16 protein-coding genes are annotated in these 17937 nt (G+C 61.5%); 6 read left to right on the top strand and 10 right to left on the bottom strand.

From position 1 onward, the window contains the following. The first annotated feature begins 26 nt into the window (after positions 1-26). Together JN524_RS03775 and JN524_RS03770 are read left to right on the top strand one after the other, a co-directional pair. Complete coding sequence (locus tag JN524_RS03775; RefSeq protein ID WP_003225912.1) at positions 27-362, top strand: hypothetical protein; 336 nt, start codon at positions 27-29, stop codon at positions 360-362. A gap of 183 nt (positions 363-545) precedes the next feature. Continuing rightward, complete coding sequence (locus JN524_RS03770) at positions 546-1151, top strand: DUF6338 family protein (RefSeq protein WP_097090321.1); 606 nt, start codon at positions 546-548, stop codon at positions 1149-1151. Between the two features lie 191 nt (positions 1152-1342). Here JN524_RS03770 and JN524_RS03765 read toward each other — a convergent pair whose 3' ends face one another. Next, positions 1343-2227: a LysR substrate-binding domain-containing protein gene (locus JN524_RS03765; protein ID WP_139054746.1), complete on the bottom strand. Its 885-nt coding sequence runs from the start codon at positions 2225-2227 to the stop codon at positions 1343-1345. A 159-nt stretch (positions 2228-2386) separates the two neighbouring features. On the opposite strand from JN524_RS03765, the gene ydiJ reads away from it, so the two are divergent. Next, positions 2387-5413, top strand: a complete 3027-nt coding sequence (gene ydiJ, locus JN524_RS03760; RefSeq protein ID WP_202368582.1) for a D-2-hydroxyglutarate dehydrogenase YdiJ — start codon at positions 2387-2389, stop codon at positions 5411-5413. On the opposite strand, the gene JN524_RS03755 is transcribed toward ydiJ, so the two are convergent. Beyond that, on the bottom strand, positions 5346-6035 hold the full coding sequence (locus JN524_RS03755) for a paraquat-inducible protein A (RefSeq protein ID WP_202368526.1): 690 nt from the start codon (positions 6033-6035) through the stop codon (positions 5346-5348). The genes ydiJ and JN524_RS03755 overlap by 68 nt on opposite strands. After that, positions 6032-6628: a paraquat-inducible protein A gene (locus tag JN524_RS03750; RefSeq protein WP_003225887.1), complete on the bottom strand. Its 597-nt coding sequence runs from the start codon at positions 6626-6628 to the stop codon at positions 6032-6034. Before JN524_RS03750 ends, JN524_RS03755 begins: the two co-directional genes overlap by 4 nt. Positions 6629-6809: 181 nt before the next feature. Between JN524_RS03750 and JN524_RS03745 the strand changes: the two genes are divergently transcribed. Further along, the gene (locus JN524_RS03745; protein WP_202368525.1) at positions 6810-7979 is read left to right on the top strand and encodes a DUF1624 domain-containing protein; all 1170 of its coding nucleotides are present in this window, start codon (positions 6810-6812) and stop codon (positions 7977-7979) included. A 150-nt stretch (positions 7980-8129) separates the two neighbouring features. Here the strand turns inward: JN524_RS03745 and JN524_RS03740 are convergent, their stop codons facing one another. Then, positions 8130-9521: an aldehyde dehydrogenase family protein gene (locus JN524_RS03740; RefSeq protein ID WP_202368524.1), complete on the bottom strand. Its 1392-nt coding sequence runs from the start codon at positions 9519-9521 to the stop codon at positions 8130-8132. Between the two features lie 103 nt (positions 9522-9624). Between JN524_RS03740 and ptrR the strand changes: the two genes are divergently transcribed. Then, entirely contained in the window at positions 9625-10503 is an 879-nt protein-coding gene (ptrR, locus tag JN524_RS03735; RefSeq protein WP_202368581.1) for a putrescine utilization regulator PtrR, read from the top strand. 47 nt (positions 10504-10550) lie between these two features. Here ptrR and JN524_RS03730 read toward each other — a convergent pair whose 3' ends face one another. Both JN524_RS03730 and JN524_RS03725 read right to left on the bottom strand, forming a co-directional pair. Continuing rightward, on the bottom strand, positions 10551-11174 hold the full coding sequence (locus tag JN524_RS03730; RefSeq protein WP_202368523.1) for a glutathione S-transferase family protein: 624 nt from the start codon (positions 11172-11174) through the stop codon (positions 10551-10553). 104 nt (positions 11175-11278) lie between these two features. Next, entirely contained in the window at positions 11279-12694 is a 1416-nt protein-coding gene (locus JN524_RS03725; RefSeq protein ID WP_086790892.1) for a purine-cytosine permease family protein, read from the bottom strand. Positions 12695-13090: 396 nt separating this feature from the next. On the opposite strand from JN524_RS03725, the gene JN524_RS03720 reads away from it, so the two are divergent. After that, positions 13091-14002, top strand: a complete 912-nt coding sequence (locus JN524_RS03720; protein WP_202368522.1) for a LysR family transcriptional regulator — start codon at positions 13091-13093, stop codon at positions 14000-14002. Positions 14003-14026: 24 nt separating this feature from the next. On the opposite strand, the gene argE is transcribed toward JN524_RS03720, so the two are convergent. The 4 genes from argE to JN524_RS03700 form a co-directional block, all read right to left on the bottom strand. Then, positions 14027-15175, bottom strand: coding sequence for an acetylornithine deacetylase (gene argE, locus JN524_RS03715; RefSeq protein ID WP_202368521.1), 1149 nt, complete (start codon positions 15173-15175; stop codon positions 14027-14029). Next, entirely contained in the window at positions 15172-15849 is a 678-nt protein-coding gene (locus JN524_RS03710; protein ID WP_202368520.1) for a DUF1028 domain-containing protein, read from the bottom strand. The genes argE and JN524_RS03710 overlap by 4 nt, the downstream gene beginning before the upstream one ends. Before the next feature lie 118 nt (positions 15850-15967). Continuing rightward, complete coding sequence (locus tag JN524_RS03705; protein ID WP_003225869.1) at positions 15968-16384, bottom strand: RidA family protein; 417 nt, start codon at positions 16382-16384, stop codon at positions 15968-15970. 58 nt (positions 16385-16442) lie between these two features. Beyond that, complete coding sequence (locus tag JN524_RS03700) at positions 16443-17762, bottom strand: flavin-containing monooxygenase (RefSeq protein ID WP_202368519.1); 1320 nt, start codon at positions 17760-17762, stop codon at positions 16443-16445. Positions 17763-17937: the final 175 nt, after the last annotated feature.

Genomic DNA, 17937 nt, shown 5'->3' with positions numbered 1-17937 from the left:
GCTTTTTTTCAGATCAGGGAAACACCATGCGGATATGGATCGGGAGTTTGGCGTTGGCATTGCTGGCAGGTTGCTCATTGCCAGCATCGCTGGTGCCGGGCGAGCCAAATCTCAGCAAAACCACCACCAAAGCGCCTAAAGACTATGCCGCGTGTTTGTTGCCGTTGTGGCAACAGGACATTCCGAAGACCACGCAGACGTCCATTTCCAACGGCTACCGGATCAAGGCGCCGAGCCTCGTCACCGCCGACGAGATTCTCGATATCATCAAATACAAGGACGGCAGTCGCGTTTCCCTGTATCAGGGACCGCCATGGGCCAAGTCCGGGTCGTTGCGCAAATCGGTGCGTGACTGCCTGTAAAGCCCAGCCTCCGCTGCAAAAGCCAGCCGCACAAAAAGCAGAAACCGGATCAATGGTTTCTGCTTTTTTTTGCTTTGCGAAATGCGCTGTGACAGATCGGCACGAGGCGTATTCCAGTGTGCGCTAGGCTTCTGAGTGCCGCCCGGTAACCGGAGGGGCATGCCTTTCAAGGAGCCACGGATCATGGATGATCTGGTCAAAGAAGTTATTCCGTTGTTGCAGTATCTGATTCCCGGGTTTGTCTCGACCTGGATTTTTTACACGCTCACTTCATTCAAGCGGCCTGATACGTTTGGGCAGATTGTGCAGGCGTTGATCTTTACGTTTGTGATTCATGGGGTGGTGTTGGGGATCGGCGCTATTGGTCTATGGGTAGGCTCGAAAGGCTTTTCTGTAGGAAAGTGGGATGGCAAATCCCAGGCCGTGTGGGCGTTCATGGTCTCGATGGCGCTCGGCTTGTTGTCGTGTGCTCTGGCCTCGAATGACAAATTGCACAAATGGTTACGAAGTAAAAATGTAACGAATAAAAACTCATACCCCAGCGAGTGGTACAGCACCTTTGCCCGCCACAATCGCCTGGTAACGCTGCATTTGACGGATGAAAGGCGATTGTTCGGCTGGCCCGTCGAGTGGCCTTCCGGCCCGCTGGAGGGGCAGTTCATCATGCTGAATCCAGGCTGGCTGGGGGAGGATGGCGTGGCGTTGCCTTTTGGCGCCGAACTATTGGTGATAGATTCCTCGAAAGTCCAGTGGGTCGAATTCAGTTCTGTCGAAGAGGTTTCATCATGAGCGCAAAAGAGCCTACTCCCATGCCGCCCAGCGTCAGGCGCCTGTTTTATGGCCCGGATGGCAAGCTGCTGGCCAAGCCCCTCGTCAGGGGGCCGAGTGCGCCGCCACCGCTAAAGCGCCAGTACCGGGATTGACTGAACGCCGCTCATCGAGCGGCGTTTCGTTATGTTTTGCATTTGTGGGGGCTGCGGTCAGAGCGTATGCACCAACCAGTCCCTGAACGCTTTCAGTGACGGCAACGCCTCATTACGCGGCGGATACACCAGGTAGTAGCTGCGGCGGCTGGTGATCGGCTCCCCCAGTTGCTGCAGCTCGCCGTTAAGCAATTCATCCTCCACCAGAATCCGTGGCACCAGCCCCACGCCAATATTCGCCCGGACCGCCTGAATCAGGTGCGAGGTCATTTCAAAGCTCGGCCCGATGCGCATGCTGCGGTGCGGCAAACCATGATGGGTGAACCACTCCGCCCAGGCCTGGGCATTGCTGCTGACATTGAGCAGTAACTGCCCGGCGATGTGCTGTTCCGCTTCATCGCGCTCGGCCAACGACAACTGCGCACTGGCAATCACCACCAGTTCTTCAGTGTGCAGGGGCAGGGCGCTCAGCCCCGGCCAGTCTCCCGCACCGACACAGATCGCCGCATCGATCTCGCTGGTGTCGAAGTCAATCGCTTCGATCCGTGAATGCAAGTGCACGGTCATGCCGGGGTGCGCGGTGTAGAAGTCCTTGAGTCGCGGCAGCAGCCATTTCGAGCCGAAGGTCGGCAGCGTCGCCAGACGCAAACTATGAATGCCGGAACCGAACGCCATGGCCTGCAGGGTTGCGCTGCGAATCTGCCCGAGGGCTTCAGCGAGTTCGCGCTGATACATGCGCCCGACATCGGTCAGCACCACTTGCCGGCCTTCGCGGCTGAACAGGCGCATGCCGAGCATCTTTTCCAGAATCTGCACCTGACGGCTGACCGCGCTTTGCGTCAGCGACAGTTCGTGGGCGGCGCGGGTGTAGCTTTCATGGCGTGCGGCAGCTTCGAAGGCCAGCAATAACGACATGGAAGGGGTGAGGGTTCGCGGATTCATTCGTTTTAGTCATGGATTGCGGGTCGATTTTACGTTTGTCCCGACGGCGCCAAGCAATGAACATAAGCACCACGAGATGGCGGGAGCGTGACGCAATCATTCATTGCGCACAACTGTTCACCGCCACACGGCCCGATTTTGACCGAGATTTCCCGACCGATGATTGCCCAGCTGTCGCCCGCCACTGCATTGACCGCCGATTACCAGAAGTTCCTCAAAACCCTGAAAGCCAGTGGTTTTCGTGGCGAGATCAGTGCCGATTACGCCAGCCGCGTAGTGCTGGCCACCGATAACTCGATCTACCAGCGTCTGCCGCAAGCGGCGGTGTTTCCGATGGATGCGGAGGATGTGGCGCGGGTCGCTCGGCTGATCGCCGAGCCGGCCTATCAGCAAGTGGTGATCACGCCGCGTGGCGGTGGCACCGGCACCAACGGTCAGTCGCTGACCGATGGCATCGTCGTTGATCTGTCGCGGCACATGAACCGCATTCTGGAAATCAACGTCGAGCAGCGCTGGGTGCGGGTGCAGGCCGGGGTGGTCAAGGATCAGCTCAACGCCGCACTGAAATCCGCCGGGCTGTTCTTCGCCCCGGAGCTGTCGACCTCCAACCGCGCCACCGTCGGCGGCATGATCAACACCGACGCCAGTGGCCAGGGCAGTTGCACCTACGGCAAGACCCGCGACCATGTGCTGGAACTCGACATGGTTCTGCGTGGCGGCGAACGCCTGCACGGCGCAGCGCTGGCGGAAGACGACCTGACAGCGCTGTGTGCCCGTGAAGATCGGGTGGGTGAAGTTTATCGCTGTGCGCGGCAGATCATTGATGAGCAGGGCGAACTGATCAAACAGCGCTTCCCCGATCTCAACCGCTGCCTGACCGGCTACGACCTGGCGCACCTGCGCGAGGCCGACAAGCGTTTCAACCTCAACAGCGTGCTGTGCGGCGCCGAGGGCTCACTCGGCTTTGTGGTCGAGGCGAAGCTCAACGTACTGCCGATCCCCAAACACACGATGCTGGTGAACATTCGCTACGCCGGGTTCATGGATGCGTTGCGCGATGCCCGGGCGCTGATGGCGCTCAAGCCGCTGTCGATTGAAACCGTGGATTCCAAGGTGTTGCTGCTGGCGATGCAGGACATCGTCTGGCACGGCGTCGCCGAATACTTCCCGGAAAGTGCCGAGCGCCCGACACTGGGGATCAACCTGGTGGAGTTCTGCGGTGATGATCCCGAGGACCTGCAACACCGGGTCGAAGCCTTCCTCGAACACTTGAGCAGCGACACCACGGTCGAACGCCTCGGCCATACCCTGGCGGTCGGTCAGGCGGCGGTGAACAAGGTCTATGGCATGCGCAAACGCGCAGTCGGCCTGCTCGGCAACGTTGCCGGCGAAGCGCGGCCGCAGCCGTTTGTCGAGGACACCGCAGTGCCGCCGCAGCACCTGGCCGAGTACATCGCCGAGTTGCGCGAACTGCTCGATAGCCACGGTTTGCAGTACGGCATGTTCGGCCACGTCGATGCCGGCGTGTTGCACGTACGGCCGATTCTCGACATGAAGGATCCGCAGCAAGCGGCGTTGGTGCGTCCGGTGTCTGACGGTGTCGCGGCGCTGACCCAGCGGTACGGCGGCCTGTTGTGGGGTGAACACGGCAAAGGCCTGCGCTCGGAATACGCGCCGGCGTTTTTCGGTGAGCTGTACCCGGCGTTGCAGGCACTCAAAGCCGCGTTCGACCCGTTCAACCAGTTCAACCCGGGCAAGATCGCCACCCCGGCCAATACCGGCGCGGCGTTGCTGAAAATCGACGAAGTGACCCTGCGCGGCGAACTCGACCGGCAAATCGACGAAAAGGTCTGGCAGAGCTACGGCGCAGCCATGCATTGCAACGGCAACGGCGCCTGCTACAACTTCGATCCCGACGACGCCATGTGCCCATCGTGGAAAGCCACCCGCGAGCGTGCGCAATCGCCCAAGGGTCGCGCATCGCTGATCCGAGAATGGCTGCGTTTGCAGGGCGAGGCGGGGGTTGATGTGCTGTCCGATGCGATCCGTCGTCCGGCCTTTTTCCGCAACCTTTGGACCCGATGGCGCAACAGCCGCGCGCAGGAGGCAGACTTTTCCCATGAGGTGTATGACGCCATGGCCGGTTGCCTGGCGTGCAAGTCCTGTGCGGGGCAGTGCCCGGTCAAGGTCAACGTGCCGGAATTCCGTTCGCGGTTTCTGGAGCTGTATCACAGCCGTTATCTGCGCCCGGCGCGGGATTATCTGATTGCTTCGCTGGAGTACAGCATTCCGTACATGGCGCGGATTCCGGCACTGTACAACGGTTTGATGGGCGCAACATTTGTGCGCAAACAGTTGGAGCGTCTCGGTGGCATGGTCGATGTGCCGTTGCTCAGCCGTTTCGATTTTCACGCCGCGCTGCGCCGCTGGAAGGTGCAGCCGGCGACGGTCACCAATCTGTCGGCGCTGACCCCGGCCCAGCGCGAGCGCAGTGTGGTGCTGGTGCAGGATGCCTTTACCCGTTACTTCGAGGCGCCGCTGCTGGCGGATCTGCTGGAGTTGATTTCACGACTTGGCTATCAGGTGTATCTGGCACCGTTCAGCGCCAACGGCAAGCCGCTGCATGTGCAGGGCTTCCTTTCGGCGTTCAACCGCGCGGCGTTGCGCAATGCCCGGCAACTGCGCGAGCTGGCTGACCTCGGGGTGCCGCTGCTGGGGCTGGATCCGGCGATGACGCTGGTCTATCGCCAGGAATACCTGAAAGTGCCCGGAATGGACCACTGCCCGGAAGTCGCGCTGGTGCAGGAATGGTTGCTCAAGGTGATGCCGGAGCAGGCCGCTGCCGATGCGGCCCGGTCATTCCGTCTGCTGGCACATTGCACCGAGAAAACCAACGCGCCGGCCGCCACCCGCCAGTGGGAGCAAGTGTTCGAACGGGTCGGGTTGAAACTGGCGACGCAGGCCACCGGTTGCTGCGGCATGTCCGGCACCTACGGCCATGAAGCACGCAATCGCGAAACCTCGGCGCTGATCTACGAGCAATCGTGGGCGCGGCGGGTCGAGGCTCCGGCGGAGCAGGGCGAAGCACTGGCCACCGGCTATTCGTGCCGCAGTCAGGTCAAGCGCCAGTCGGATCGGGCGCTGCGCCATCCGTTGCAGGTGCTGCTTGAGGTGGTACGTCGCTGAGCGGTTCGTCGTCCGGGGCGTTGTCCCAGATCAGCCGTGGGTCGAAACTCATCGCCGAGAGCATGGTGAACACCACCACCATGCCGAAAAACAGGATGCCCGGGCGTGGTTCGATATCGCCCAGCGCCTGGAACTTCACCAGCGCCGCGACCAGGGCGACCACCAGCACGTCGAGCATCGACCAGTAGCCGATCAACTCGACGAAACGGTACAGCTTCGAACGCTCACGTCGCGCCCAGTCGCTGCCCCGCTGCACAGTGATCAGCAGCAGCGACAGGGCGACGAATTTGATTCCCGGCACCGCGATGCTGGCGATGAAAATGATCAGCGCGATGTCCCACGCGCCGCCCTCCCAGAACTCCAGCACGCCGCTCATGATCGTACTGTCGGCGCCGTTGCCGAGCATCACCGTGTTCATCACCGGCAGCAGATTGGCCGGCACGTAAAATGCCAGCGCGGCGAACAGATAGGCCCAGGTGCGCGTCAGGGAGTTGGTCTTGCGCCGATGCAACGGCGCATCGCAGCGCGGGCACTGGTGCGGCTCGTCGGTCAGGTCACAGGCCAGCCCGCAGCTGTGGCACAGGCACAGATTCAGTTCGCTGGCGGTCGCGGGACGCTTCATAGAATGTCCCACAGATCACGAATGTCACGGCCGGCAATGCGGATCATCATCAGACTCAGCACCGCCAAGGCGAACAGACCGATACCCGGCAGCACATCGAGCAGCCCGGCCAGTTTGAACACCGCCACCATCGCCCCCAGCAGACACACTTCGAGCATGCTCCAAGGGCGCAGGGTTTCCAGCCAGCGCATGCACAGCTTGAAGCCCGGTGCCCGGCGCGATGACAAGGCGAAACTCAGCACCCAGATCAACAGCACCAGTTGAAACGCCGGGGCGATGATGATCGAGATCGCCGCGACCATCGCCATGAACGTGATCGGCCCCTGACTCAGCGCCAGCACCGAATCCCACAGCGTCGCGCTGTTCTTCAGGCCCTTCATGCTGATGCTCATCACCGGATAGAAATTGGCGAACAGCCACAGCATCGCCGCAGTGAAACTCAGGGCCAGCCGCTGCTCGACGGTCAAGCCGTTGTAGCGCTGCAGCACGCCGCCGCACCGCACGCAGAGGGTTTTCTGGTGTTTGCCGAGCACGACTTTTTCGTACACGCAGTCGCAATGCTCGCAGATGATCAGGTGTTCGGTTGAGGTCATGGGCAACGCTCGACAGCAGGCGCAAAGGGCACAGGGCGCCTGATCACTATAGAAGCCTGACGTGATTGGGCAAATGGCGTTTGGCTTGGGAATCGACTTTTAATGTTATAGAGTAACGCAAATTTTTGGCGGGACGTGTAGTTATGCGCCCCCGATTCATTGACTCGATGGCGAAATGTCCATGACGATTGCGTGTGCCCGTTCCAACCCGCCGCCGACCGGCCGCTTGCTGTCCATTGATGCGTTACGCGGTCTGGTCATCCTGTTCATGCTGCTGGATCACGTGCGTGAAACGTTTCTGTTGCACCGCCAGGTGACCGACCCGATGGACATCGCCAGCACCGAGCCGGCGTTGTTTTTCAGTCGCACGTTGGCGCATCTGTGCGCACCGGTGTTCGTGTTGCTGACTGGATTGTCTGCGTGGCTGTTCGGCGAGAAGTACGCGGGCAAGGCCGATGTCAGTGCCTTCCTGTTCAAGCGTGGGCTGTTTCTGGTGGTGCTGGAATTCACCTTGGTGAATTTTGCATGGACGTTTCAGTTGCCGCCGAGCGTGATCTATCTGCAGGTGATCTGGGCGATTGGCTTGAGCATGATCGCCTTGTCGCTGCTGGTCTGGTTGCCGCGCTGGCTGTTGCTGACGCTAAGTCTGGCGATCATTGCCGGGCATAACCTGCTGGATGGGCTGCATTTCGCGCCGGAGTCGGCACTGCATGTGCCATGGGCGATTCTGCATGATCGGGGCTGGATCGAGGTCGGTGACAGTCTGCGCTTGCGCACTTCGTATCCGCTGTTGCCGTGGATCGGCGTAATCGGTCTGGGTTATGCGCTGGGCCCGTGGTTCGCCCGCGGGGCTGATGCCTTGAGCCGCCAGCAAGGCCTGTTGCTGGGCGGTATCGCCGGTTTGCTGGGCTTTGTGGGACTGCGGCTGATCAACGCTTATGGCGAAAAGCCTTGGGCGGTTGAAGACACGACTGTGCAAACGCTGATGGCGTTTTTCAACATCACCAAGTACCCGCCATCGCTGCTGTTCATCACCCTGACGGTGAGCACCGGATTGCTGTTGTTACTGGTGTTCGAACGGCTGCAGACGCGCCGCTGGATTCGCTGGCTGACGGTCTTCGGTTCGGCGCCGATGTTCTTTTATCTGTTGCACCTGTACGTGCTGAAGGTGCTGTATCTGATTGCCGTGGCGCTGTTCGGCCTTAACCACGGTAGCTATTTCGGCTTCGATTCAGTAGCGGCGATCTGGCTGGTGTCACTGCTGTTGGCGCTGGCACTGTACCCGGCGGTACGCTGGTTCTCTGCGCTGAAATCGCGGCGTCGCGACATCGCCTGGCTGAAATATCTGTAAGCCCTGGGGTCATTGCGCTCGCGCAATCAACGCACGACGTAAAACCCTGTAGGAGCTGTCGAGTGAAACGAGGCTGCGATCTTTTGATCTTGATCTGGAAAATCAAAATCAAGAGATCGCAGCGTGCCGCAGCTCCTACAGGGGGAGGTGTTATTTGCGATCCAGCCACACGGTCTGCGCGTTGCAGAACTCACGTACGCCGAAGTGCGACAGTTCGCGACCGAAGCCGCTTTTCTTCACGCCGCCGAAGGTCACGCGCGGGTCGCTGGCGGAGTAGCCGTTGATGAACACGCCGCCAGTGTCCAGTTCGCTGGTCAGTTGCTGGGCCAGTGCGACGTTGGCGGTGTAGATCGTCGCGGTCAGGCCGAAGTCGCTGTCGTTGGCCAGGGCGATGGCGTGGGCGCAATCGCGGGCAGTGATGATCGATGCCACCGGGCCGAACAGTTCCTGTTTGAACGAGGTCATGCGGTCGGTGACGTCGGCCAGCACGGTCGGCTCGTAGTAGTTGCCCGGGCCTTGGGCCTTAGCGCCGCCGAGCAGCAGGGTGGCGCCTTCTTCGAGGGTGTCACGCACTTGCTGGTCGAGTTCGTCACGCAGATCGAAACGCGCCATCGGGCCGATGTAGGTGTCGGCGGACAGCGGATCGCCGACTTTCAATTGACGCGTGGCCTCGACGAATTTGCGGGTGAACTCTTCGACCACGCCTTCTTCGATGATCAGGCGCTTGGCCGCGGCGCAGACCTGGCCGGAGTTCTGGTAGCGACCGATGACGGCAGCCTGCACGGCCTCATCCAGATCCGCATCATTGAGCACGATGAACGGGTCTGAACCACCCAGTTCCAGCACGCATTTCTTCAGCGCGGCACCGGCCTGGGCACCGATGGCCATGCCGGCGCGCACGCTGCCGGTCAGGGTGACAGCGGCGATGCGCGAGTCGGCGATGGCGGTCGAAACACCTTCGGGGGTGACGTTGATCACTTCAAACACGCCGTCAGCGAAACCGGCGTTCTTGAAGGCGTCGCGCAGCAGGTAGGCGCTGCCCATCACGTTCGGCGCATGCTTGAGCACGTAGGTGTTGCCGGCGATCAGCGCCGGAACGGCACCGCGCAGCACCTGCCAGATCGGGAAGTTCCACGGCATCACGGCGAGGATCGGCCCGAGTGGTCGGTACTCGATGCGCGCCTTGCCGCCTGCAACCTGAGTCGGTTCGGCGTCGAGCATCGCCGGACCGTTTTCGGCATACCACTCGCAGAGCTTGGCGCATTTTTCGATTTCGCCACGGGCCTGGGCGATCGGCTTGCCCATTTCCAGGGTGATCATGGTCGCCATGGCTTCGGCGCTGTCACGCAGGGCGCCGGCGAGGGCGGTCAGGACGCGGGAACGATCCTGCAGCGGCTTGCGTTTCCATTTCGAGAAACCGAACGCGGCGCGGGTCAGCGCAGCGTCGAGGGCTTCGGCGGATTCAAAGGCGTAGTGACCGATCTGCTCGCCGGTGGCGGGGTTGATCGAGATGGCATGGGTCTGGCTGGAAATCTGGCTCATGGCTGGCTCCTGCGAGTTCAGTGGATGGGCCTAGAGTAGGGTGGCGTTTGTTTTCTGGAAACTGAATAATAAAGATCGTTTCTTTCACGATTGGAGAATGACTGTGGATCTGGTGCAGCTGGAAATCTTCAAAGCCGTCGCCGAGCACGGCAGCATCAGCGCTGCGGCAGCGCAGATTCATCGCGTGCCATCGAACCTGACCACGCGGATCAAACAGCTGGAGCAGGATCTGGGCGTCGATTTGTTCATTCGCGAGAAAAGCCGTTTGCGTCTGTCACCGGCTGGCTGGAGTTTTCTCGAGTACGCCCGGCGCATTCTCGATCTGGTGCAGGAGGCGCGGGCCACCGTCGCCGGTGAGGAGCCGCAGGGCGCATTTCCCCTCGGTTCGCTGGAAAGTACCGCCGCCGTGCGCATCCCCGAACTGCTCGCGGCGTACAACCAATTGCATCCCAAGGTCGATCTGGACCTGTCGACCGGGCCATCCGGAACGATGATCGACGGTGTACTTTCAGGACGCTTGGCGGCGGCATTCGTCGATGGCCCGGTGCTGCACCCGGCGCTGGAAGGCGTGCCGGCGTTCGAGGAAGAGATGGTCATCATCGCGCCACTCAATCACCCCCCGGTGCAGCGCGCGGCGGATGTGAACGGCGAGAATATCTATGCGTTCCGCTCCAACTGTTCTTATCGGCATCACTTCGAAAAATGGTTCAGCACCGACGCTGCCGTGCCGGGCAAGATTTTCGAGATGGAGTCCTACCACGGCATGCTCGCTTGCGTCAGCGCCGGTGCCGGGCTGGCGCTGATGCCGCGCAAGATGCTGCAGAGCATGCCCGGCAGCGCAACCGTAAGCGTGTGGCCACTGGCGGCGGATTTTCGTTATCTGACCACGTGGCTGGTGTGGCGCCGGGGCACGGTGTCGCGCAGCTTGTGCATGTTCGTGCGTTTGCTGGAGGAGCGCGGGGTGGTGCGTGCAGAAGAGTAGCTGCGTCGACGACGTCACTCATGCCTCGACGCCGCAACGGTCATGCTTCACGGCGTACCGTTTCTGCCGTACAGGCGAAAGCCTTCGCGTTGGCTCAGACGCTGGTAATACGCCCTGACGGCGACATAATCCGGATGCGCGAGCGGCGTTTCGAACCAGCGATTGACCGACAGCCCGATAGGAATATCTGCCAGCGAAAACTGCTCGCCACTGACGTACGCGCCAGTCTTCTGCAACTGCTGATCAAGGATGCCCATGGTCTTCGACCATTGATCGACGCCGTTGAGCAACGCGGCGCTGTCCTGATGATCCGGTGACTGACGCACCAGAGACATGAACGCATACGACCACGAGCGGTTCAGCTCCGACGCCTGCCAGTCGATCCACTGATCGACCCGCGCGCGGGTTCGCGGCTCGGTGGGGTAAAGGTCTGCGCCGCCATGGTTGCCCGCCAGATAACGAATGATCGTGTTCGATTCCCACAGGGTGAAATCGCCGTCCTGAATCACCGGCACCATGGCGCAGGGGTTGAGGGCGAGAAACTCCGGGGTGTCGGTGGGTTTGAAGCCCGAGCCCCAATCCTCACGCTCGAACGGGATCTGCAGTTCAGCGCAGGTCCACAGCACTTTGCGCACGTTGATCGATGACGCCTTGCCCAGAATTCGCAGCATGAGTTTTCCCTGTCTCGTGGGTGCCTGTCGGGGCATCAAGAAATACCACACCACAACGCAGAAGGCCCGCGCATGGCGGGCCTTCTTTTTACACTGAATCAATCTCAGAGACTGCCCACCAGTTTCCCGCCCATCATCCGCCGCCGATAAGCGCTGTCACGATTGGCCAGCCAGAAATACAGCGGCGAGGTCACCAGCAGTCCCACCAGCCACGACAGGTCCGCGCCGTTGATGTGCGCCGAGACTGGCCCGACATACAGCGGGGTGTTCATGAACGGGATCTGCACCGCAATGCCGATCGCGTAGGCCAGCAGCGCCTGCGGGTTGTAGCGTCCATAGATACCGCCGTCGACCTGGAAGATCGACTGGATGTCGTACTGACCTTTGTGGATGGCGTAGAAGTCGATCAGGTTGATCGCGGTCCACGGCACCAATACCACCAGCAGCACCAGCACCATGTCGACGAAGTGACCGATGAAGTCCTTCGACGCGCCGACGGCGGCAAAGCAGCAGGCCAGCAGCACGATGATCGAGATCACCGCACGGCTCTTGGCGGTGGGGATCCAGCGGTAGGCGAAGGTCTGCACCAACGTGATCAGTGACAGCACCGCGCCGTACAGGTTGAGGGCGTTGTGGCTGATTACACTGAGCAGGAACAGCACCAGCATCAGCGGGCCAATCGAGCCGGTGGCGAGTTTGACCGCATCCATGGTGTCCATGCCCACGGGGGTCGCGAGCACGGCGACGGCACCGAAGATGAACGCCAGACTCGAGCCCAGTGCCGAACCCAGATACGTGGTCCAGAACGTCGACGAGACTTTCACGTCCGCCGGCAGGTAACGCGAATAATCGGACACGTACGGCGCAAACGCGATCTGCCACAGCGCGGCGAGCGACACGGTGGCGAGCCAGCCGGAGAGGTTGAAGCTGCCGCGGGTGAGGAAGTCGTCGGTTTGAATGTGGGTGAAGATGTAACCGAAACCGACAACGATGCCGATCCCCAGTACCCAGGTGCCGATGCGGTTGAGCACGTGAATGAATCGGTAGCCGATGATGCCGATGATCCCCGACCCGAGAGCGCCGATGACGATGCCGACCGGCACCGGCACGCTGTCGACCACGCCGTGCAGCGACTTGCCGGCCAGCACAATGTTGGAGGCGAAGAAGCCGATGTACATGACCCCGGCAATCAGCACCACCAGCAGCGCGCCGAGCGAGCCGAACTGCGCGCGGCTCTGGATCATCTGCGGAATGCCCATCTGCGGGCCTTGCGCCGAGTGCAGCGCCATCAGCACGCCGCCGACCAGATGACCGACCAGAATCGCGACGATGCCCCAGACCAGATTCAAGTGGAACAACTGCACGCCCAGCGCGCCGGTGACGATGGGCAACGGCGCGATGTTGCCGCCGAACCACAGCGTGAACAGATCCCTGACCTTTCCGTGGCGATCTTCGGGGGGCACGTATCCTATCGTGTGTTTTTCAATGAGCGGGGCGGACGTTGTTGCAGAGGTGGACATGACGAACTCCAAGGCAAGGATGAGTACGTGGACGTACTTCGGTAAGCGCCGACACGGACGGCGCATTTCTTGTTGAAGCGATCATGTGCAATGGGCCGGGATAGATAAATTAGTAAGTTTGTTGCTTCAGACCTTAAAAAATATATGCCGTGGGTCTGGGGGCTGTCCGGTATGTTCAACCTTCACTCTTTTCTGGATATACGCTGTCTGTGGTGAGGGGATTTATCCCCGATGGGCTGCGAAGCGGCCCCTCTTTTGACTTAAGAAACAGGGGCCGCTTCGCGCCCCATCGGGGATAAATCCCCTCACCACAGAACCCCCTGACTACAGACAAATGCCCTGACCACAGATAAATCTCCTCAACACAAAAGCGTCGTCTCACTTGCAGAGGTTCATATGGCCGCCTACAACCTGCGCCAGCTCAAATACTTCGTCACCACCGCCGACTGCGGCAGCGTCGCCGAAGCCTCGCGCAAGCTCTATATCGCCCAGCCGTCCGTCTCTACCGCGATCAAGCATCTGGAAGAAAGCTTCGGTGTGCAGCTGTTCATCCGCCATCACGCCCAAGGCGTGTCGCTGACGCCCAGTGGATCGCGGTTTTATCGCAAGGCGCTGGAATTGCTGCGAGTGGCGCATGAGTTCGAGCAGAACGCGCTGGCGGACAATGACGTGGTCTCCGGGCAGATCGATATCGGCTGTTTCGAAACGGTGGCGCCGTTGTACCTGCCGCGCCTGATCGCCGGATTCAAGCAGCGCTGGCCGGGGGTGGAAATCCGTATTCGCGACGGCGAACAGCAGGAACTGGTGCAGGCGCTGACCGCCGGCAGCATCGATATGGCGATGCTGTTCGAACATGACCTCGACAGCACCATCGATACCACGCCGCTGATGCCACCGCAGCAGCCTTACGCCTTGCTGCCGGCCGACCACCGCTTTGCGCAACAGGCGAAAGTCTCGCTGCACGATCTGGTGCTGGAGCCGATGATCCTGCTCGACGTGGTGCCCAGCCGCACCTACTTCGTGAGCATTTTCGAGGAGCGCGGACTGGCCCCGCACATCGTCTTCAGTTCACCGTCGATCGAGATGGTGCGCGGCATGGTCGGGCGTGGATTCGGCTTTTCGATTCTGGTGACCCGGCCGTTCGGCGAATACACCTACGACGGGCAGAAAGTGGTGTGCGTGCCGCTGGCGGAAACCGTGACCGGCTCGGGCTTGTCGGCAGCCTGGCTGCGTCGGGTGCAACTGACCAAACCGGTGCAGTTGTTCGTTGATCATTGCCGTGAGGAATTGGCCCGACTGCACGCCTGAAGGCAGGCAGTCAGGCCGAAAGGATCAGGCGCGAATCGAGGCCAACATCCGTTGCAGCATCGCATCGCAGGCATCGAGTTGTGCGCGGCTGACAAACTCGTCCGGTTTGTGCCCCTGATCCATGCTGCCGGGGCCGCAGACCACCGTGGGAATACCCGCCGCATCGAACAGCCCGCCCTCGGTGCCGAACGCCACGGTGCCGAACTCCTGCGAATCGCAGAACGCCGCGATCAACTCCGCCGCCTGACTCTGCGCATCGGTAGCCAGGCCGGGATAAGCCGACAGCTCACTGAAACGAATCGCACTGTGCTCGCTCACTGCCCGCATGCGCGGCAGCACTTGCTGCTCGGCGTAGGTTTGCAGCTGCTGCGCTACCAGGGTTGGATCTTGCGAGGGCAGGGCACGGATCTCAAAGTCGAAGCGGCAATCGGCGGGCACGATGTTCAGCGCTTTGCCGCCGCTGATCACCCCGGTCTGCACCGTGCTGTAGGGCGGATCGAAACGTGCGTCGTGATGCTCGGGCGCCTTCAGTTGCTGGCCAATGCGCCCTAGTTCGCCGATCAGCTCGGCGGCGTACTCGATGGCGTTGACCCCCAGCGGTGCGTAGGCCGAATGGCACGGATGACCCTGCACGTCGCAGCGCATCGCCAGTTTGCCTTTGTGGCCGAGCACCGGTTTGAGTTCGGTGGGTTCACCGATGATGCACAGCAGCGGTTTGACCGGACGCTGCTCCAGTTCTGCGAGCAACGAGCGCACCCCGAGGCAGCCGACTTCTTCGTCGTATGACAGGGCGATGTGCACGGGCATGCGCAGCTCTGCAGCGACCAGCGCCGGCACCAGGGCCAGCACGCAGGCGATGTAGCCCTTCATGTCCGCCGTGCCACGTCCGAACAGCTTGCCGTCGTGTTCGCAGAGTTCGAACGGCGCTACTGTCCATGGTTGACCATCGACCGGCACCACATCGGTGTGCCCCGAGAGCACGATGCCCGGTTGCTCGGCCGGGCCAATGGTCGCGAACAGATTGGCCTTGCTGCGCTCGGCGTTGTAGATCAGCTCGCACGGCACATCGAAGCCAGCGAGGTAGTCGCGCACGAACTCGATCAGCTGCAGGTTGGATTCGCGGCTGGTGGTGTCGAAGCCCACCAGCGTCCTGAGCAACGCGACGCTGTTCATCGATCATCACCGGCAACGCCATAGCCCGGCGCCTTGGCCGGGTCGAGGGCGCGGTCGATGTAGTCCTGCAACTGCGGCTGATAGGCGTCCCAGAGCTTTTGCAGTTGGCCGATCGGGTCTTCGTCGGCCCAGTCGACCCGCAAGTTGACGATCGGCCAGGTCTGTTCGCCGACCACCACCACGGCTGCCGAATGCACGGGGCCTGCTTCGCCACCAAGGGCTTGGCCGGCGTGCAAGGCCTTGAGCAGGCGATCGGCCAATTGGCCTTCGCCGTCTTCAAAGGCGCGGACCATCGCCTCGATTACCGCACGCCCGGCGAGCATGTTGCCAGCGGCCACGCATTGTTCGCCGGACACGGCGTTGTGCACGCCGAGGGTCTGCGCGCCGCTGAAATGCGCGGTCTGGCCGAGGTGGTTGATCGCGGTGATCTGCCGGTACTGGCTGTAGCCGTTGCGAGTCAGCACCTGGTCCAGCGCCGCATCGGGCGCGTGGCCTTGTTCCATCAGCGCGAGGACTTCCGGGCCGAGGGACGGCAGGGTGATGTTCTGGCTCGACACCGCGCCAACCCCCGGCAGCAGCCACGGGCAGCGTGCGCCGACGGCGATGCTGGAGGAACTGATGGCGACGCCGAACTGGCCGGTTTCGGGGCAACGGGCTGCGATTGAAAAGGTCATCTGTTTACTCCTTGTGTGTCTTGACTGGCCTCATCGCGAGCAGGCTCACTCCTACCTTGAAATGCGTTCCCTTGTAGGAGTGAGCCTGCTCGCGATAGCCGCGACTCGGTCTGCCGACTTACTCGGGAATCACCGCCACCACATCAATCTCCATCAGCCACTGCGGCTGCCCCAGTGCCGACACCACCAGCCCGGTGGAAATCGGGAACACGCCTTTGAGCCACTTGCCGACTTCCTGATACACCGGCTCGCGGTAGCGCGGGTCAATCAGGTAGGTGGTGGTCTTGACGATGTGGCTCATGTCGCTGCCGGCTTCCTCCAGCAACTGTTTGACGTTGCGCATCGCCTGTTCGGCCTGTGCGCGCGGATCACCGAGGCCCACCAGATTGCCGTCGAAATCGGTGCCGACCTGACCCCGCACATACACGGTGTTGCCGGCGCGCACGGCCTGGCACAAATCGTTGTCCAGGGTCTGGTTCGGGTAGGTGTCCTTGGTGTTGAACATACGGATGCGGGTGTGGGTTGGCTTGCTCATGTACAGCTCCAGACTGAGTGTTCAGCGGCGCACCGGGCACCGCCGCGAAAGAGGGCAATCAAGCGTCGACGGTATCGGCGGCCTTGGTGCTGGCGGTCGAATGCAGGGCGGCTTCACGCTGCTCGGCATCCTTGTAATCGAGGTATTTACGCTGGGTGGCGATGTGGTCGGCCACGTGTTTGGCGTCATGCCACACGCCCCAGATGAACGACGAACCGCGCCGCGACTGCCATGGCAGCCCGAGGAAATACACCCCCGGCTCACTGGACACGCCACGCTGGTGCAGCGGTTTGCCCTTGTCGTCAAACGCTGCAACCTGCAGCCAGGAATAATCCACGGCGAACCCGGTGGCCCAGATGATCGAAGTGATACCGGCTTCGGCCAGATCCAGATCGACCAGCGGATTTTTCACGCAGTCGGGATCCGGGTAGGTTTCGCGTGCCTCGGGCTCTTCGGGCAGATCCAAACCGTTGCGCTCGATGTAGGCATCGGCGGCATCCAGCAGGGCGAGGTAGTTGTCATCGCCACGCTTGAGGTTGTCCACCAGGTCCTGCTTGAAGGTCACCACGCCGTTGTTGAACGACTCGGTCACGCCAACCAGGGTCATGCCGCGATGGGCCAGACCACGAAAATCGATGGTGCGCCCGCCATGCGCGCCGCTGACCGCGATGGTCACGTGCTCACGACCGGGTTTCATCGCTGCCTGATCCCACTCGCCGAGCACCCCCAGCCACCAGCAGAAATCACGGTTGCGATAGGCACGCGGCGGACGGTCATGCGCACCGACCGACAGATAAACCTGCTTGCCGGAACGCTGCAGTTCATCGGCGATCTGCACGCCCGACGATCCGGCACCCACCACCAGCACCGCGCCTGCGGGCAGTTGCTGCGGATTGCGATAGTCAGCGGAGTGGATCTGCAACAGACGCGGGTCTTGCGGGGCGATCGGCGGGATCACCGGGCGCTGGAACGGGCCGGTTGCCGCGACCACGCGGCTGGCCTCGATCACGCCTTCGGAGGTCTCGACGGTGAAGCCCGGACGCCCGACATTGCGCACCACGCTTTTGACCTCGACCCCGGTACGGATCGGCGCGTTGAATTTCTTCGCGTAGGCTTCGAAGTAGTCCGCCACACGCTCCTTATGGGCGAAACCGTCGGGATCGACATCATCGAATTCCAGCCCCGGGAAGCGGTCGTGCCACGCCGGACCGTTGGCTACCAACGAGTCCCAGCGCCCGGTGCGCCAGCGTTCGGCGATGCGGCTGCGCTCCAGCACCAGGTGCGGCACGCCGAGTTTGCTCAGGTGCTCGCTCATCGCCACACCGGCCTGTCCGGCCCCCACGACAAGCGTGTCTGTTTTTATTATTTCAGTGGTCATTTCTACATCCTTCCTGGCAAGGCAAGTGGATTCGGATCGCTTCAGGCTTGTCCGTTTTGCTTGCGGTCAGACTAGGCAGGAGGGGGGTATCGGTAAAATATTATTAAGCTGGGATGTGAATACAAATTGCTGAAGCAGAAGGGATGAAGCCAGTAAAACCGCGGCTTGCAGGGTA

It is taken from the genome of Pseudomonas sp. MWU318 (genome assembly GCF_016756945.1).
Classification (GTDB): Bacteria; Pseudomonadota; Gammaproteobacteria; order Pseudomonadales; family Pseudomonadaceae; genus Aquipseudomonas; species Aquipseudomonas putida_A.
This window is presented reverse-complemented; position numbering and strand designations above follow the sequence as displayed.

Bases quoted from the DNA above. Each gene is read 5' to 3' on its own strand.
- JN524_RS03755 (WP_202368526.1), bottom strand. From the start codon at position 6,035: ATGAAGCGTCCCGCGACCGCCAGCGAACTGAATCTGTGCCTGTGCCAC.
- ydiJ (WP_202368582.1), top strand. From the start codon at position 2,387: ATGATTGCCCAGCTGTCGCCCGCCACTGCATTGACCGCCGATTACCAG.
- JN524_RS03725 (WP_086790892.1), bottom strand. From the start codon at position 12,694: ATGTCCACCTCTGCAACAACGTCCGCCCCGCTCATTGAAAAACACACG.
- JN524_RS03705 (WP_003225869.1), bottom strand. From the start codon at position 16,384: ATGAGCAAGCCAACCCACACCCGCATCCGTATGTTCAACACCAAGGAC.
- JN524_RS03775 (WP_003225912.1), top strand. From the start codon at position 27: ATGCGGATATGGATCGGGAGTTTGGCGTTGGCATTGCTGGCAGGTTGC.
- JN524_RS03740 (WP_202368524.1), bottom strand. From the start codon at position 9,521: ATGAGCCAGATTTCCAGCCAGACCCATGCCATCTCGATCAACCCCGCC.
- JN524_RS03765 (WP_139054746.1), bottom strand. From the start codon at position 2,227: ATGAATCCGCGAACCCTCACCCCTTCCATGTCGTTATTGCTGGCCTTC.
- JN524_RS03700 (WP_202368519.1), bottom strand. From the start codon at position 17,762: ATGACCACTGAAATAATAAAAACAGACACGCTTGTCGTGGGGGCCGGA.
- JN524_RS03750 (WP_003225887.1), bottom strand. From the start codon at position 6,628: ATGACCTCAACCGAACACCTGATCATCTGCGAGCATTGCGACTGCGTG.
- JN524_RS03720 (WP_202368522.1), top strand. From the start codon at position 13,091: ATGGCCGCCTACAACCTGCGCCAGCTCAAATACTTCGTCACCACCGCC.
- JN524_RS03770 (WP_097090321.1), top strand. From the start codon at position 546: ATGGATGATCTGGTCAAAGAAGTTATTCCGTTGTTGCAGTATCTGATT.
- JN524_RS03745 (WP_202368525.1), top strand. From the start codon at position 6,810: ATGACGATTGCGTGTGCCCGTTCCAACCCGCCGCCGACCGGCCGCTTG.
- JN524_RS03730 (WP_202368523.1), bottom strand. From the start codon at position 11,174: ATGCTGCGAATTCTGGGCAAGGCGTCATCGATCAACGTGCGCAAAGTG.
- argE (WP_202368521.1), bottom strand. From the start codon at position 15,175: ATGAACAGCGTCGCGTTGCTCAGGACGCTGGTGGGCTTCGACACCACC.
- JN524_RS03710 (WP_202368520.1), bottom strand. From the start codon at position 15,849: ATGACCTTTTCAATCGCAGCCCGTTGCCCCGAAACCGGCCAGTTCGGC.